This window comes from Oceanobacillus sp. FSL W7-1281, from assembly GCF_037969835.1.
Taxonomy (GTDB): domain Bacteria; phylum Bacillota; class Bacilli; order Bacillales; family Amphibacillaceae; genus Oceanobacillus; species Oceanobacillus oncorhynchi.
The window spans coordinates 228531-244694 of sequence record NZ_CP150214.1 but is presented as its reverse complement, the minus strand read 5'-3'; the positions used below and the strand labels follow the sequence as shown (position 1 = coordinate 244694).

Below are 16164 nucleotides of genomic sequence, written 5' to 3'. Positions count from 1 at the left end.
CACTTCTATTCATAACTATTATAAATACAACAAAAACGCTCTACCCCTTATAGGATAAGCGTTTAACGAAAAGCTTCCAAGCGGACTCGAACCGCTGACCCCCACCTTACCATGGTGGTGCTCTACCAGCTGAGCTATGGAAGCAAAAGGCTCCACAGGTAGGATTCGAACCTACGACCGATCGGTTAACAGCCGATTGCTCTACCACTGAGCTACTGTGGAATATAAATTAAATATGTAAAAAAATAAGCCTGGCGGCGTCCTACTCTCGCAGGGGGAAGCCCCCAACTACCATCGGCGCTGAAGAACTTAACTTCTGTGTTCGGCATGGGAACAGGTGTGACCTCTTCGCTATCGCTACCAGACTTACTTAATATAGGGATTTGCACCCTGAAAACTAAATAAGAGTAACGTGACATGAAAAAACTTAGATAAGTCCTCAATCGATTAGTATCCGTCAGCTGCACGTGTCGCCACGCTTCCACCTCGGACCTATCAACCTCATCGTCTCTGAGGGATTTTACTCACTTAAAGTGATGGGAAGTTTCATCTTGAGGGGGGCTTCATGCTTAGATGCTTTCAGCACTTATCCTTACCACACGTAGCTACCCAGCAATGCTCCTGGCGGAACAACTGGTACACCAGCGGTGTGTCCATCCCGGTCCTCTCGTACTAAGGACAGCTCCTCTCAAACTTCCAACGCCCACGACGGATAGGGACCGAACTGTCTCACGACGTTCTGAACCCAGCTCGCGTACCGCTTTAATGGGCGAACAGCCCAACCCTTGGGACCGACTACAGCCCCAGGATGCGATGAGCCGACATCGAGGTGCCAAACCTCCCCGTCGATGTGAACTCTTGGGGGAGATAAGCCTGTTATCCCCGGGGTAGCTTTTATCCGTTGAGCGATGGCCCTTCCATGCGGAACCACCGGATCACTAAGCCCGACTTTCGTCCCTGCTCGACTTGTAGGTCTCGCAGTCAAGCTCCCTTCTGCCTTTACACTCTTCGAATGATTTCCAACCATTCTGAGGGAACCTTTGGGCGCCTCCGTTACCTTTTAGGAGGCGACCGCCCCAGTCAAACTGCCCGCCTGACACTGTCTCCGAACCGGATCACGGTCCTGGGTTAGAATGGTCATACAGTTAGGGTGGTATCCCACGGATGCCTCCACGTAAGCTGGCGCTCACGCTTCAAAGGCTCCCACCTATCCTGTACAAACTGCACAAACATTCCATATCAGGCTACAGTAAAGCTCCACGGGGTCTTTCCGTCCTGTCGCGGGTAATGCGCATCTTCACGCATAGTATAATTTCACCGGGTCTCTCGTTGAGACAGTGCCCAAGTCGTTGCACCTTTCGTGCGGGTCGGAACTTACCCGACAAGGAATTTCGCTACCTTAGGACCGTTATAGTTACGGCCGCCGTTTACTGGGGCTTCGGTTCAAAGCTTCGCTCCGAAGAGCTAACTCTTCCCCTTAACCTTCCAGCACCGGGCAGGTGTCAGCCCCTATACTTCGCCTTTCGGCTTCGCAGAGACCTGTGTTTTTGCTAAACAGTCGCTTGGGCCTATTCACTGCGGCTCACTCACAAGTGAGCACCCCTTCTCCCGAAGTTACGGGGTCATTTTGCCGAGTTCCTTAACGAGAGTTCTCCCGCTCACCTTAGGATTCTCTCCTCGCCTACCTGTGTCGGTTTGCGGTACGGGCACCTATGATCTAACTAGAGGCTTTTCTTGGCAGTGTGAAATCAGGAACTTCGGTACTCTATTTCCCTCCCCGTCACAGCTCAGAATCATGTCAGACGGATTTGCCTGTCTGACTTCCTCGCATGCTTGGACGCACATCCATCGGTGCGCACTCCTTATCCTCCTGCGTCCCCCCATTGCTCAAACAATCATGAGGTGGTACAGGAATATCAACCTGTTGTCCATCGCCTACGCCTGTCGGCCTCGGCTTAGGTCCCGACTAACCCTGAGAGGACGAGCCTTCCTCAGGAAACCTTAGGCATTCGGTGAAAGAGATTCTCACTCTTTTTTCGCTACTCATACCGGCATTCTCACTTCAAAGCGCTCCACCAGTCCTCACGGTCTGACTTCACTGCACTTTGAACGCTCTCCTACCATTGTTCGTAAGAACAATCCGCAGCTTCGGTGATACGTTTAGCCCCGGTACATTTTCGGCGCAGCGTCACTCGACCAGTGAGCTATTACGCACTCTTTCAATGATGGCTGCTTCTAAGCCAACATCCTGGTTGTCTGTGCAACGCCACATCCTTTTCCACTTAACGTATACTTTGGGACCTTAGCTGGCGGTCTGGGCTGTTTCCCTTTCGACTATGAACCTTATCACCCATAGTCTGACTCCCAAGTGTAAGTAACTGGCATTCGGAGTTTGACTGAATTCGGTAACCCGGTAGGGGCCCCTAGTCCAATCAGTGCTCTACCTCCAGTACTCTCTATCTTGAGGCTAGCCCTAAAGCTATTTCGGAGAGAACCAGCTATCTCTGTGTTCGATTGGAATTTCACCGCTACCCACACCTCATCCCCGCATTTTTCAACATACGTGGGTTCGGGCCTCCAGTCAGTGTTACCTGACCTTCACCCTGGACATGGGTAGATCACACAGTTTCGGGTCTACGACCGCATACTCATTCGCCCTGTTCAGACTCGCTTTCGCTACGGCTCCGTGTCTTCCACTTAACCTTGCATACGATCGTAACTCGCCGGTCCATTCTACAAAAGGTACGCCGTCACCCATTAACGGGCTTCGACTACTTGTAGGCACACGGTTTCAGGTTCTATTTCACTCCCCTCCCGGGGTGCTTTTCACCTTTCCCTCACGGTACTGGTTCACTATCGGTCACTAGGGAGTATTTAGCCTTGGGAGATGGTCCTCCCGGATTCCGACGGAATTCCACGTGTTCCGCCGTACTCAGGATACACTCCGGAGGAAATTCTTTTTCGATTACAGGGCTGTTACCCTCTTTGGCTGACCTTTCCAGATCGATTCATCTAAAGAATTTCTTTGTCACTCCAATGGAATGTCCTACAACCCCAAGAAGCAAGCTTCTTGGTTTGGGCTCTTTCCGTTTCGCTCGCCGCTACTCAGGAAATCGATGTTTCTTTCTCTTCCTCCAGGTACTGAGATGTTTCAGTTCCCCGGGTCTGCCTCACCTATCCTATGTATTCAGATAGATGTACTGTTCCATTACGAACAGTGGGTTCCCCCATTCGGAAATCCTCGGATATCATGTTTACTTACAACTCCCCGAGGCATATCGGTGTTAGTCCCGTCCTTCATCGGCTCCTAGTGCCAAGGCATCCACCGTGCGCCCTTATTCACTTAACTAAAGTTTTTGAATAAGATGGCTGATTACAGAATGTAATCAGTTGTGTCGCTATATCAATAGCTTTTTTGCCTTATTTTTAAAGTTTGATGTCGTTGTTACTCTTATTTAGTTTTCAAGGTACAAAAATGGAGCCTAGCGGGATCGAACCGCTGACCTCCTGCGTGCAAGGCAGGCGCTCTCCCAGCTGAGCTAAGGCCCCATGAATATAATATAATTAGATGGTGGGCCTGAGTGGACTCGAACCACCGACCTCACGCTTATCAGGCGTGCGCTCTAACCAGCTGAGCTACAGGCCCATCTAAATATGATAGAGAATTGCTCTCTCAAAACTGAACCAAACAACCACGTACGAATTCCGTTATATATCCTTAGAAAGGAGGTGATCCAGCCGCACCTTCCGATACGGCTACCTTGTTACGACTTCACCCCAATCATTCGTCCCACCTTCGGCGGCTGGCTCCAAAAGGTTACCTCACCGACTTCGGGTGTTACGAACTCTCGTGGTGTGACGGGCGGTGTGTACAAGACCCGGGAACGTATTCACCGCGGCATGCTGATCCGCGATTACTAGCGATTCCGGCTTCATGCAGGCGAGTTGCAGCCTGCAATCCGAACTGAGAACGGTTTTATGGGATTTGCTGGACCTCGCGGGTTCGCTTCCCTTTGTTCCGTCCATTGTAGCACGTGTGTAGCCCAGGTCATAAGGGGCATGATGATTTGACGTCATCCCCACCTTCCTCCGGTTTGTCACCGGCAGTCACCTTAGAGTGCCCAACTGAATGCTGGCAACTAAGATTAAGGGTTGCGCTCGTTGCGGGACTTAACCCAACATCTCACGACACGAGCTGACGACAACCATGCACCACCTGTCACTTTGTCCCCGAAGGGAAAACTCTATCTCTAGAGTGGTCAAAGGATGTCAAGACCTGGTAAGGTTCTTCGCGTTGCTTCGAATTAAACCACATGCTCCACCGCTTGTGCGGGTCCCCGTCAATTCTTTTGAGTTTCAGCCTTGCGGCCGTACTCCCCAGGCGGAGTGCTTAATGCGTTAACTTCAGCACTAAGGGGCGGAAACCCCCTAACACCTAGCACTCATCGTTTACGGCGTGGACTACCAGGGTATCTAATCCTGTTCGCTCCCCACGCTTTCGCTCCTCAGCGTCAGTTACAGACCAGAGAGTCGCCTTCGCCACTGGTGTTCCTCCACATCTCTACGCATTTCACCGCTACACGTGGAATTCCACTCTCCTCTTCTGCACTCAAGTCCTCCAGTTTCCAATGCACGTTTGCGGTTGAGCCGCAAGATTTCACATCAGACTTAAAGAACCGCCTGCGAGCGCTTTACGCCCAATAATTCCGGACAACGCTTGCCACCTACGTATTACCGCGGCTGCTGGCACGTAGTTAGCCGTGGCTTTCTGGTCAGGTACCGTCAAGGTACGATCAGTTACTATCATACTTGTTCTTCCCTGACAACAGAGTTTTACGATCCGAAAACCTTCATCACTCACGCGGCGTTGCTCCGTCAGACTTTCGTCCATTGCGGAAGATTCCCTACTGCTGCCTCCCGTAGGAGTCTGGGCCGTGTCTCAGTCCCAGTGTGGCCGATCACCCTCTCAGGTCGGCTACGCATCGTCGCCTTGGTGAGCCGTTACCTCACCAACTAGCTAATGCGCCGCAGGCCCATCTGTAAGTGACAGCAAAAGCCGCCTTTCAACTTTCCATCAGGTGATAGAAAGTGTTATCCGGTATTAGCTCGCGTTTCCGCGAGTTATCCCAGTCTTACAGGCAGGTTGCCTACGTGTTACTCACCCGTCCGCCGCTCGTTCCACGAACTTCCCTCCGAAGAGTTCCGTTCGCTTCCCGCGCTCGACTTGCATGTATTAGGCACGCCGCCAGCGTTCGTCCTGAGCCAAGATCAAACTCTCCATAAAAGTGTTTGAAACTTTAGCTTTCAGAAGTCAACTTCTGACTTATTTTTTAAGAAAAACGAGGTGTTTTTCTTCTTTCGTACTGGTTGTTTTGTTCAGTTTTCAAAGAGCAATTTGTTTCTGTCGTTTTTAGCGACAAGATATAATTTACCATGTTTCGTTTTTGTTGTCAACACTTTTTTAAAAGTATTTTGTCGAAATAATTTCGCTTTATTTCGTTTGCTTCCGACAACAAAAATTAATATACCATAGAAAATAGAGAAGGGCAATACCTTTTCACAAAAAAATGACTAAACAAATCACTTTTTCTATTTTCTATGTAAAAAATGATTATAAAACCACTAAATAACGTTTCACAGGCATCTTGATTCTTCTTAATCATTAGAGGAGATATTTATCTAGAATCATTTATCGCAAAGAGCCGTCCGTAAAACTACAGACTGAGCATCGTCATTTTAATCAGGAGGAGCAGTTCCAGTCACAATCAGTTAATGAGATACATAATTACAACGCTTTTAGCCGAATGTTTCATCAGTAATAGTTTTGATGAGACAAGTAACCACAAAAAGCTCCTTCTGCCTCCTCTCAATTTTAACATTATCTCTGCAAAATATACCATATATAACTTGCCGTTTCTTTCCTTTATCAACACTCGCTGCTCCTCTGGATACCAATTGTCTTTAAAAGAATATTGCAAGCTTGTACATATCTCTATAAACAAGAACATATATATAAACTAGAACGAATTATTTCGCACTACTACAAATGCTTTCATGGGTTGTACTACATTAAAAAAGGAGGAACAAAATTGAATCACTTCTACACAATTCGTTTGAACCGGAAGAAAATTATATTAAGCACCGTTATTGTTTTAGCAGCAGCCATTCTTATTTGGACGCAAACCCCTTCTATTGTAACGATGTTCACGAAGGACGAGCCAGCTGCTCTCTCAAAAGGAAATGAAGATTTAGAAGATGTTGCCGTCACCTTCAATATTAGTTGGGGAGAGGAAAAAGTAGAAAGTATTCTTGAAGTACTGGAGAAAGAAGAGGTCCAAGCTACCTTTTTCGTCAGCGGAGAATGGGCTGAACGTCATCCAGATTTATTAGAGGCCATTTCTGAAGGTACACATGAAATCGGATTGCTCGGCTATCGTTATAAAAGTTATTTAGATCAGGAGCCAGAACAAATAAGACAAGATTTAATCAAAGCACAAGAGGTTATGGACAAATTAGGATATGAAGATATCCACCTTCTCCGCACACCACATGGTCATTTAAACGAAGAAATCATTGAGTTGGCGGAAAGTATGCAATTTCAGGTTGTTCATTGGAATGTCAACCCGGATGATTGGGAAAATCCTGGAGTAGAATCAATCATTGATGAAGTTATGGATCAAACAGAAAATGGCGATATTATTCTGCTGCATGCTTCAGATAGTGCCAAGCAGACTGCTGAAGCTTTAGAGACGGTTCTTCCCGGATTAAAAAACAAAGGGTATGGTTTAATTACTATATCGGAAATGGTCAACCAGGCAAAAGCAGATACGGAACTTATTGATTAATCCTTGCTTCCTTTTCTCAATTCTGCCTCTTTCATAAGGAACTTCATTCACAAATTTAGACTTAGGCGATGAGCCGGTCTTTTAAATATAAATTACCAGCACGGACGTAAACATAAAAGGCAGCTCCCCTAATTATCTGAAGAGGAGCTGCCTTTTATCATTATAGAAGAAACAGCTTCGGCATACTTTTCATGAATCAGATAAAGCAAGCTGACAGAGCTCTTCCATGGTAAGGAAGGGCTCCAGGACTCACACTTTCTTCGTTTGCCCTTTTTTTGGCTTTGATGCCGATTTTTGTTCCTTTTTCGGTTCTTTTTCCACAAAAGGTAAGCGATGCAGCGTTAACATCTGGTAGGTGTTACATACTAATAGTGGAACAACCATTAACCAGGCATAATCTGTACCATCTACCATTAAGCCGGGAACCCATTCGACAGTTGTAAAAACGACCATGAAAAAAAGTGCTGGAATAAAAGCTGTCGAATTCGTCCCTTTTGCTTTTATCTTTGCTACAATCCAGCTAATCAAAAGCATCGCAGCAGCAATCAATATAAACCAATAAATTGCTACCTCTCCACCTGTGGCGCGATATGGAAAATAGACCAGATCAAATAAAATAAAGATAATCAAACCAACCTGCACAGTAGGCCAGTATCCTTTAAAAACATTCAGCCCCATCCGATTCACAAATAAATATGCAAAGAAACCTGTCATACTTACCGCCGCAAAAGTCAGGCCAAGCCCTAAAAAGAAAATAAATACCCCGAATAACTCCATTGCATCAAACGGAGACATATATGTAAGATATTCCTCCGGCCGTATAAAAAAGCTCGCAATTAATCCAGCAAGCCCGCCAAGCCAGAATGCTTTCCAAAAGAAATTAACCAATATTCTTGTGTTCAATTTTTCACCCCCTAAAGAAGTAACCACTGGTATTTTATCATGAAGTGACCTATTTTTCTTCATTGCTTGTGTATATTTTGTTAAATTATCAAACATATTAAGAGTATAGATTATATTCTTATCACTGAAGAAATATCAACGAATAGAACACAGGATTATTGCAGAAAATGCTGATTTTTGACACCTGAGGTCAGGCTGCTGTAATCCCAATCTGAGAATAAATTCATGAAAAAGGTATACTTTCTGATTCCATGAAGAAAGGAGCGTATATATGAAACGTCACCTGTCCATTTTATTTCTACTCCTAGTGCTTTGTTTTATTTCCGCTTGTGGAAATAATGATGAATCCCGTGAAGCAGAATACGAAACCACGAAACGGATGGTTGTCGATATCCTGCAGACAGAGGAAGGAAAAAAAGCGTTAAAGGATATACTAAACGATGACGAACTGCAGGAAAGCGTGGTTATTGAGTCGGATGAAGTAAAAGAAGCAGTTACAAAAGCTTTATCATCCGAAGACAGCAAGGAAAACTGGAAAAAAATGTTCCAAGACCCTGAATTTATACAAACTTATGCGAAATCCATCTCCGCAGAACAAAAGAACCTGATGAAGGATCTGATGCATGACAGTCAATTTCAAGAGCAAATGATTGAGATATTGAATAACCCTAAGGTGGATGAGCAAATGCTTTCTATCATGACGAGCCAAGCATTCCGCGCCCATCTGGAGAAAACAATCCAAGAAACGTTTCAATCACCGCTATTTCAGGAAAAAATAGATCAGGCATTAAAAGAAGCCGCCAAGCAAAATGCTTCCGGCGGCAGTGGAGAAAATAGCGGAAATTCCTCAGATAATAAAGAGGAAGAGGAAAAGGAAAATGAAGGAGCAAATTCATCCGGTTAAGGAATTGCTGCATGTATTTTTCTAAAACAAATAGGGTGCTGTTTATCTAAACAGACACCCCGTTTGTTTGCAATCCTATTCCTCTAGTTTCGCAATGATTTTGGCAGCTACTTTATGATACTCTTTTCCATTTGGATGGTCCTCCTGATAAACAGATGGCGCGAATTCATCGTCTTCTTCATATGGCTGTTGGAGTGACAATTGACCAAGAACCTTTGTTTTCAAAACATCCGCAAGCTTCTTACCTCCGCCTTTTCCGAAAACATATTCCTTCTCACCGGTTTTCTTGCTTTCAAAATATGCCATATTCTCCACAACACCAAGAATTTCATGATCTGTTTTCAGAGCCATTTGTCCCGCACGAGCTGCTACAAAAGCTGCAGTCGGATGAGGTGTTGTTACAATAACCTCTTTACAAGATGGTAAGAGTTCATGGACATCCATTGCGATATCGCCTGTTCCAGGTGGTAAATCAAGCAATAGATAATCTAATTCTCCCCACTCTACTTCTGTGAAAAAGCTGTTTAACATTTTCCCGAGCATCGGTCCGCGCCAGATAATTGGCGAATTATCTTCCACAAAGAATCCCATGGAGACCACTTTGACACCAAAGCGCTCAACAGGAATAATCTTTTCTCCGCGAACGACTGGCCTTTCCTCGATGCCCATCATATCCGGTACACTAAAGCCATAAATATCTGCATCAATTATTCCTACTTTTTTGCCTAGACGCATCAAAGAAACAGCTAAGTTAACGGTTACAGTTGATTTACCAACACCGCCTTTTCCACTTGCCACGGCGATAAATTGTGTATTAGTGGCACCGCTGATCAGCGTTTCTTCTTTTTCTTTTTCTGCTTCAGACTGATATTTCTTCACTGTTTCATCAGGAAGCTGTTCAAATCGCAATCCTACTGTATTGGCACCATTGCGTTTTAAAACACCAACAATCTCTTGCTGCATCTGCATCTGCTCGCCTGTATTCATCTTGGAAATTCCAACCTTGACACTGACATGCTTCTTCTCTTCCTTAATGGTAACAGAAGTAATCGCGTTCAATTCCTTCAAGTTTCTATGTAAAAAAGGATCCTTTATAGAGCTGAGTAACTCAATAACCTCTTCTTGTGTTAACATATTTTCACCATCCCTTATGAATCTATCCAAGTGCAAGTATAACATAAAACGAAACTTCATTCAGTTGGTTTGCTTTTCAACCAATTGAACCTAGCTTGAGTTAATCAGGAAATGTAGCGTCCGTTTTTCTCCAGCCATATTTTACATCTCTTTCCCATCCCTCGTTGGAGAAATTAAGGACGCTCATGCTGTGATAGTATTTATCCATAAAAAAAGGCCTGACATCAGCCAAAGCCTCTTCACGTGTAAAAGTTAAAAAGCCATCGTCATCCTGGCACTGTTCATTCACTTTCCTCTGCCTGCGGATCTTCCGTAACGTAACGCAAGATTCCTTCGTAAATACTGGCCGCCATTTGTCTCTGATACGTATCATCTTTTAATAGCTCCCTTTCTGTCTCATTCGATAAAAAACCAATCTCTACTAACGCACCAGGAACCTCTGCATGCTTTAATAAATACATCTGGTCAATCGCAAGAGGCTGTCTATCCGTATTTTCTAAATTACGGATAATTTCCTCCTGAATCATTGTCGCCAGATGTTCTCCCTCCTCAAACCTTGGATAATAAAAGGTCTGAGCACCATGCCACTGGGAATCAGGTAATGCATTTAAATGGATGGAAATGAAAAACTCAGCTTCTTTCTCTTGAATAAACGCTAATCGATTTCGTATGTCCTCTGATTTACGATTAGCCAGACCGCTTGTCCCTTCTGCTGCCAGATCAACATCCTCTTCACGCGTCAAATGAACAATCGCACCATGCTGCATCAAATAAGACTGCACAATTTTAGCTACAGACAGAGCAATATCTTTTTCAACGGTGCCGTCTGATCCTACCGCTCCGCCATCTGGCCCGCCGTGCCCCGGATCAATAACAATTACTTTTCCGTTTAGTGGCATCGACCACGTAGAATTAGAAGAATTAATTGCTTGTTTGGTGGGATACTGTAATAAGAAAATAAGTAATAATAAACCAAGAAACCAAAAGGCCTGCTTTTTCTTTTTAGACATATTGTCTCGTTCCTTTCGTTCCCATCTTCAGGGGTGTATTTTGGCACTATCCAGAAATAGTCGATATAAGTGAATAATGATGGCAATAATACATGTTAGTAACCTTTTACCGGGACGAGCAGCCGCTGTCTCAGGCTAATCTGAGAAAAACGGATTCTTCACACGTTCTGCTATTACAAAGCTGTTTCCTACAGCATGTACAAACGTTAAGGAATATAAACTGCCAAAGCCTTTATTAAAATTTATGGGCGCATCCTTAGGTTTATGACTTATCTTTTGTAGTATGCTAAAATAAAAATAAATGTTTGAAACTGTTCCTCATGTGATATTGTATATTTAGGAATAATGATTCGGAGGTATGATTATGGCTGATTGGATATTAATTGTATTAGGTATTGGAGCTGTTCTGATTGGAGTTGGTTTATTGGCGGTAGCTGCTTTTCTTTTTCTAAAATTAGGAGGGGCGGGCAAGCTCATCGCAAGTGCTCAAAAAACAACAGATCAATTGCCGGAGCAAGTAGAAGGCATCACCTCGCAAATAACAGACGTCCTTAAAACAGGAAATGAAACCTTGCAGCAGGTGAACCAGCAAATCAAGGAATTATCTCCTTTATTCTACTTAGTTGGTGATGCAGGACGAGCTACACATAACCTGTCATCGTCTGTACTTAAAACAGCAAATCAATTACAGGAAACTACAGAAGAAGCAAATATGACGATAGCCAATAAAAATTTGCAAGGCATTTACGGCTTAGCTACTATTGGATATTTCCTTGTAAAACAGAACAGAAAGTAGCTCAATGTAAAAACGCTTGGAACCTTTGTTCCAAGCGTTTTTTTACTTTTCTTCTGCAATTCTATTTTCTACTTCCTGCCGTATCTCCTGAAGCTCTGTCGATTTTTGAAAGCCATCATGATACAAACGCTGTTCAAAATCACGCAGACGAGTTAATAATGACGGATTTTCTTCTAAATTTCGTTTCTTATCTACATAAGAACTTGCTGCCCAGCCTAATACAGCCCCAACAGCTGAACTGACAACGATACCTGCTTTAGATCCTTTATTGCTCATGGGTGTATGCCCGTTTCTCGCGTTTTAGATCCCGCTTTTTCTTTAACCAATAATAACCAAGGGCAACTCCGCCATACACGCCGCCTAAGTTGTTTTTACCGGAAACTTCCTGACCGACTTCTGTTTTTGTTTTTACAGAATCCGTTACATCCACTAAGGAAGAAGATAGCTTCCGTGTTGCATTCCCAACATCACCAACGATATAAAACAGCGGGCTCAGCTGCTCCATCTTGTTATTAATATCAGCTAAAGCCTGGTTACTTTCATGCATGATACTTGTTGTCTCTTTTAAAATACCATCCATTTGCTCCGGTAATTGCTGTACTGTCTTATCGACGCCGCTTAATACACTTGCTAAGTTATTTAATAAATGAGCAATAAAAATAGCTAAAATAACACTTGCGACTCCAATAATAATGACGCCGACTCCGATTAATGTCATTTTACTTCCTCCCTCGTCTGGTTGACTTTATTTGTTTTACTTGCCTGGTAACTTTTATAAATCTGCATCGCCGCTTCACTCCACGTGATACCTTTCATTGCCAGATTTAATTTTTCTTCCAATTTCGCATCATCCAAAGCTTGTCGTTTCACTTTATAAGCTTCATTTAAGCTCTGGACAGAGGTGCCTACATCTTCTAAAGAGCCAAAGACGCTGTCTGTTGCCTGCAGCTTCTCATGCGTATCATCAATTAAATGGTTCACCTCTTGTAAGGATGTCGAAATTTCAGGTGTAATATGATTCATTTCTTCTTCCATTTTTACGACTGATCTGCCGAGCGAACGAATATTATAGGTAAGCCGATTTAACATAAAGGCTATATAACAACATACGACCGCAAACGCGATAGCAACAAGTAAAATCCCTACGGAAATAATAGGCATATGTAAAAAACCCCTCCTTCTTCAAAATATAAGTGCGTATAAGTTTGGGCTTGAATATTTCTTATCTAAGAACAGCTGCGCCCGGCTCCTGCTTGTTTAAAAGGACCAAATGGCCTTGCCGATTCTCTTCGATTGCCGCCCATATTTCTCAATTTTTTCAATCAGACTTTTTGAATAGCCTCTTTAAACAATATTATACCACCTGCCAAAATAAATAAAACGTTTCTTCTTTATAATATCAGAAAACCCGGCATTCGTTAAAGGGAGTCATACAAGTACATGGTATTTTCTTCAAATTCTTTGCCCACTGGCGTACAACTCTTCAGGCAAACAAACGCCTCTCCAGACAATCTTCCTGCGGTGATGAAAATCATCAAGGCTGGTGTTCGTCTTCTGTCATACGTACAGAAAGTTATCTTATTTCCTATTTACCAAGATTACATCTCTTTATTTTTGGGTATAGAGTTTACATACCTTCATCTTTCCCTAAACGTTATGGATATATTTATTCCATTTTTCTGGGATTCCCTCTAAAATGGAAAGGTATGAAAAAAATTTTTATTGGAGGCGACTATGGATATTAAACAATTCGGCAAAGATTTTATGAAACGTTTTACTGAGAATAATACGACATTACTTGCAGCTGCGCTTGCTTATTATTTTCTATTAGCCGTCTTCCCGCTTCTTATCGTTGGCTTTGCAATTATTCCTTATTTTAACATAAGTCCAGATGATGCTGTCGGGTTTCTCGGCTCCATCTTGCCGCAAGAGCTTGCAGCAACCTTTGAAGAAAATATTATCAGCTTGGTTGAGACCCCACGCGGCGGATTATTGACTGTCGGGATTTTAGGTACAATCTGGTCTGCATCCAACGGGGTTAATGCTTTCATCAAGGTATCCAACCAAGCATTTGAAGTGGAAGAAACCAGATCATTTATTAAAGCCCGGGGAATAGCTATCCTGCTGACTATCGGCGTACTGTTAGCGGCCATTTCGTCTATCATTTTGCTTGTATTCGGAGATGCTATTATCAATTTCTTGATTTCCTTTATCGGCATCAGCGAAGGCACCGGATTTATCCTGCAAATCTCACGTTTAGTGATGGTCATTGTGATTGTTACCGTTATTTTACTCGGCTTATATCGATTTGCGCCAAATAAACGGCTTCCTTTCCGCCATATTTTACCTGGAACATTAACAGCAAGTATTTTATGGCTGGTAAGCTCTTTTGCTTTTTCCATTTATGTATCTAACTTCGGCAATTACTCTGCAACGTATGGAAGTCTTGGAGGAATTATCATTCTGATGATCTGGTTCTTCTTAACAGGTATTATTCTTCTGGTAGGCGCATTGTTAAACAGTATGTATCACCAGAAAAAAATAGATGATGCTACAAAAGCCAAAAAAGAAACGGCAAGCAGCAAGGAAGTCTAATGAAAAAACCAAATTCGGTCTTCTTGATATAGAGGACCGACTTTGGTTTTTATGATGGTTTAGAAAAAGTCTGCAAGATACGGATGTTTTTTCTTAGGGAGAAACGTATCCAGCTTTACCATATTTTTTAATTCACCAGAGATAAACGCCTGCTGGTAAAGCTGCTCCAGGGTTTGTTTCCCTAACAAAATCATCGTTAATTGTTGAATTGTCACCGATGCTGTCACATTCTCTCCTGCCGCGTCCTCTGTTTTTTCTGCATAATGTGATCCATTTTGAAAATAAATCTGATAAACGCCGCTGTTTTCTTCCAAAACATCATCTTCCACTTTCAATCTAAAGCTTTCTCCCTTTTCTGCCGGCGTCAAGAATGGATATACCTTTAGAAAGGCTTCTACATTAACAATTCTCGTCATAAAATATGGCTTTTGTTTTTGCTTTGCTCTCGGTTCTTCCAGAAAAAGCGGAAGTAAATCATCATCCGGCAGTGTCATCTGTACTTCCTTTGCCATCGAATCATGATTAGCAATAAACTGCAGCAGCCGCTTTTTACTTTCCGGGGTAACCGCAACCCATTCATCAATGTCCAGCTTACTATTCTTTACCTGATAACGGACATACCCATCTGCCTTGCCTGCATCATCATAACTAACCGCTGTAATTAATTCTTCTTTACTGAAAATCTTGTGCTCCCACCAATGATCATCGCGTACCAGCATCCCTGTATACTGTTCGGTATAAGCATGATAAACCTCTTTTAAAATCGCTTCTTCACCCTTTTTCATCCGGCGCACACAGCCTGTTATATCCTTGTATTTAGGCACATGTTCCATTGGAATTGTAAACTGCATTTCATTGATGGTCATTTCCCAGCCAAACTTCCGGTAAAACGGGACACTGAATGGCGCCAAATAAGAAACAAGATAACCTGCTTTTTTCATTTCACCTAGAGCGTGGATAAGCAGCTGCCGAACAGCTCCTTTCCTCCGATACTCCGGCCAAGTTGCCACAGAGGCAATGCCCCCTGTTTTGATAACCTTGCCATGGATACGTGTTTCCAATGGAATCAGATGGACCTTTGCAGCAAGATTTTCTCCTTCCACCCAGCCCCAAACTGTTTCATTCTTTTTTGCTTCTTTTTTCTTTTCTATTTCTCCTGGTGCGGGTGAAACTTGAAAGGCAAAAGCGGACAGATCATAAATTTCATCATTGGTTACTGGAATTTGTTTAATCATAACAGTCCTCCTCTTTGACGGATAAAATGAAACTTCATTCAGTGAAAATGATACGGGCGATTCCTCGTTTAAAGCCAATTATTTCTTCTGCTGGCGGTACAAATCAATCGATTTATACCCTTGGGACAAAATATCAAGCATTTGCTGTTTACGCTTGTCACGTGTTTTTTGCTGTTTCGCGGAAAAAAGATAGCGCGCCCAGTCTTTTTGATAGCCAGGTGTCAGACTCTGGTAAAATGAAAGCACCTCAGGAAATGCTGCCAATAACGCTTCAATATCTTTCACATTCTCGGCATAATCTGCTACGCGCTGGCTCGACGAGGCGGATTTTTTCTCTTTTTGCTTCTCGCGTTTTAAACCAATTACGGTAAACACGTCATCCATACTTACCATACGGGCAAATTTCAGATCACTTCCTGACACATACCCTTCTTCGTCCACCTTCATAGCGGGGAAAATCTCATCTCTATGGATAGAGGTTGTATACCGCTTATTTCCCTTTTTAGGGTAGGCAAAAAATAAATATCCTTTGGGAAGCAGTAATTGCTGCTCTAAAATTTGATTTGTATATGTAATCATCTCATCCAACGTTTCTACAAAAATAAAAATCGCATCATGCTCTTGTTGCAATGCTTGATTTGATTCCGTGAATACATCATAGTCATTCGGCTGATTAATAACAGCCATGCTATTATATTTATGAAGCTTTAATTTATCTATAATTGACATAATATCCACTCCC

12 protein-coding genes, 4 tRNA genes and 3 rRNA genes are annotated in these 16164 nt (G+C 43.1%); 4 read left to right on the top strand and 15 right to left on the bottom strand.

The features are described from left to right. Positions 1-71: 71 nt before the first annotated feature. From MKX55_RS01305 to MKX55_RS01275, 7 genes are all read right to left on the bottom strand, one after another. Positions 72-144 (bottom strand) — tRNA-Thr (locus tag MKX55_RS01305). Between the two features lie 6 nt (positions 145-150). Further along, a tRNA-Asn gene (locus MKX55_RS01300) sits at positions 151-222 on the bottom strand. A 27-nt stretch (positions 223-249) separates the two neighbouring features. Continuing rightward, positions 250-365 (bottom strand): 5S ribosomal RNA (rrf, locus tag MKX55_RS01295). Between the two features lie 62 nt (positions 366-427). After that, a 23S ribosomal RNA gene (locus MKX55_RS01290) occupies positions 428-3349 on the bottom strand. A gap of 127 nt (positions 3350-3476) precedes the next feature. After that, positions 3477-3549 (bottom strand) — tRNA-Ala (locus MKX55_RS01285). A 20-nt stretch (positions 3550-3569) separates the two neighbouring features. Further along, positions 3570-3646 (bottom strand) — tRNA-Ile (locus MKX55_RS01280). A gap of 76 nt (positions 3647-3722) precedes the next feature. Further along, positions 3723-5284, bottom strand: a 16S ribosomal RNA gene (locus tag MKX55_RS01275). The 16S, 23S and 5S rRNA genes sit together here with 4 tRNA genes alongside, the layout of an rRNA operon. Positions 5285-6089: 805 nt before the next feature. Between MKX55_RS01275 and pdaB the strand changes: the two genes are divergently transcribed. Then, on the top strand, positions 6090-6845 hold the full coding sequence (gene pdaB, locus MKX55_RS01270) for a polysaccharide deacetylase family sporulation protein PdaB (protein ID WP_339235476.1): 756 nt from the start codon (positions 6090-6092) through the stop codon (positions 6843-6845). 249 nt (positions 6846-7094) lie between these two features. Here pdaB and MKX55_RS01265 read toward each other — a convergent pair whose 3' ends face one another. Beyond that, the gene (locus MKX55_RS01265) at positions 7095-7748 is read right to left on the bottom strand and encodes a KinB-signaling pathway activation protein (RefSeq protein WP_339181584.1); all 654 of its coding nucleotides are present in this window, start codon (positions 7746-7748) and stop codon (positions 7095-7097) included. A gap of 271 nt (positions 7749-8019) precedes the next feature. Between MKX55_RS01265 and gerD the strand changes: the two genes are divergently transcribed. After that, positions 8020-8652: a spore germination lipoprotein GerD gene (gerD, locus tag MKX55_RS01260; protein WP_339235473.1), complete on the top strand. Its 633-nt coding sequence runs from the start codon at positions 8020-8022 to the stop codon at positions 8650-8652. Between the two features lie 75 nt (positions 8653-8727). Here gerD and MKX55_RS01255 read toward each other — a convergent pair whose 3' ends face one another. Beyond that, positions 8728-9786 carry an Mrp/NBP35 family ATP-binding protein gene (locus tag MKX55_RS01255; RefSeq protein ID WP_339181580.1) on the bottom strand — a complete coding sequence of 353 codons (1059 nt, stop codon included), beginning with the start codon at positions 9784-9786 and terminating at the stop codon, positions 8728-8730. Positions 9787-10067: 281 nt separating this feature from the next. Further along, positions 10068-10796 (bottom strand): N-acetylmuramoyl-L-alanine amidase CwlD, encoded by a 729-nt coding sequence (cwlD, locus tag MKX55_RS01250; RefSeq protein ID WP_339181578.1) that lies wholly within the window; start codon positions 10794-10796, stop codon positions 10068-10070. A gap of 364 nt (positions 10797-11160) precedes the next feature. On the opposite strand from cwlD, the gene MKX55_RS01245 reads away from it, so the two are divergent. Further along, a complete protein-coding gene (locus tag MKX55_RS01245) occupies positions 11161-11592 on the top strand; it encodes a DUF948 domain-containing protein (protein ID WP_339235470.1) in 432 nt (143 codons plus the stop codon). 42 nt (positions 11593-11634) lie between these two features. On the opposite strand, the gene MKX55_RS01240 is transcribed toward MKX55_RS01245, so the two are convergent. The 3 genes from MKX55_RS01240 to MKX55_RS01230 are packed head-to-tail and all read right to left on the bottom strand — an operon-like array spanning position 11635 to position 12753. After that, positions 11635-11868: a hypothetical protein gene (locus tag MKX55_RS01240; protein ID WP_339181574.1), complete on the bottom strand. Its 234-nt coding sequence runs from the start codon at positions 11866-11868 to the stop codon at positions 11635-11637. Beyond that, the gene (locus tag MKX55_RS01235) at positions 11858-12310 is read right to left on the bottom strand and encodes a DUF948 domain-containing protein (RefSeq protein ID WP_042530991.1); all 453 of its coding nucleotides are present in this window, start codon (positions 12308-12310) and stop codon (positions 11858-11860) included. Before MKX55_RS01235 ends, MKX55_RS01240 begins: the two co-directional genes overlap by 11 nt. Further along, positions 12307-12753: a DUF948 domain-containing protein gene (locus tag MKX55_RS01230; protein WP_339181569.1), complete on the bottom strand. Its 447-nt coding sequence runs from the start codon at positions 12751-12753 to the stop codon at positions 12307-12309. Before MKX55_RS01230 ends, MKX55_RS01235 begins: the two co-directional genes overlap by 4 nt. Positions 12754-13326: 573 nt before the next feature. On the opposite strand from MKX55_RS01230, the gene MKX55_RS01225 reads away from it, so the two are divergent. After that, positions 13327-14187 (top strand): YihY/virulence factor BrkB family protein, encoded by an 861-nt coding sequence (locus MKX55_RS01225; RefSeq protein WP_339181568.1) that lies wholly within the window; start codon positions 13327-13329, stop codon positions 14185-14187. Positions 14188-14246: 59 nt separating this feature from the next. Here the strand turns inward: MKX55_RS01225 and MKX55_RS01220 are convergent, their stop codons facing one another. Together MKX55_RS01220 and MKX55_RS01215 are read right to left on the bottom strand one after the other, a co-directional pair. Beyond that, on the bottom strand, positions 14247-15422 hold the full coding sequence (locus MKX55_RS01220; protein ID WP_339235468.1) for a GNAT family N-acetyltransferase: 1176 nt from the start codon (positions 15420-15422) through the stop codon (positions 14247-14249). A 78-nt stretch (positions 15423-15500) separates the two neighbouring features. Next, a complete protein-coding gene (locus tag MKX55_RS01215; RefSeq protein WP_339235465.1) occupies positions 15501-16151 on the bottom strand; it encodes a YdeI/OmpD-associated family protein in 651 nt (216 codons plus the stop codon). Between the last annotated feature and the right edge of the window lie 13 nt (positions 16152-16164).